Here is a 572-nt window from a genome sequence, read left to right on the forward strand (position 1 = left end):
GTCAAACAGAACGCCGACAACGCCCGCCAGGCGAGCACGCTCGCCGCGAACGCGTCGGAGATCGCCAACAAGGGCAGCGCGGTCGTGAGCCAGGTGGTCGGCACGATGGGCGAGATCAACCAGAGCTCGGCGAAGATCGCGGACATCATCACGATCATCGAAGGCATCGCGTTCCAGACCAACATCCTTGCGCTCAACGCCGCCGTGGAAGCGGCGCGTGCGGGCGAGGAAGGCCGCGGCTTCGCGGTCGTGGCAGGCGAAGTGCGCACGCTCGCGCAGCGCTCGTCGGCGGCGGCTAAGGAAATCAAGGAACTGATCGATACGTCGGTGTCGCGCGTGCAGTCGGGCACGACCCTCGTCGACGAAGCGGGCCGCACGATGAACGAAATCATCGGCGCGGTGCAGCGCGTGACGGACATCATGGGCGAGATCGCGGCGGCGTCGGAAGAGCAGAGCAGCGGCATCGATCAGGTGGCGCGCGCCGTCACGCAGATGGACGAAGTGACGCAGCAGAACGCGGCGCTCGTCGAGGAAGCGGCTGCGGCGGCGCAGTCGCTGGAAGATCAGGCGGG

Annotated in this window: 1 protein-coding gene; it reads left to right on the forward strand. The window is 67.3% G+C overall.

What is annotated here, in order from left to right:
- Positions 1–572, forward strand: a 572-nt coding sequence (locus AWB81_RS44025; RefSeq protein ID WP_235026284.1) for a methyl-accepting chemotaxis protein, incomplete at both ends; no start/stop codon positions are given.

Origin of the sequence: Caballeronia arationis, from assembly GCF_001544975.2 — a bacterium.
GTDB lineage: Bacteria > Pseudomonadota > Gammaproteobacteria > Burkholderiales > Burkholderiaceae > Caballeronia > Caballeronia arationis.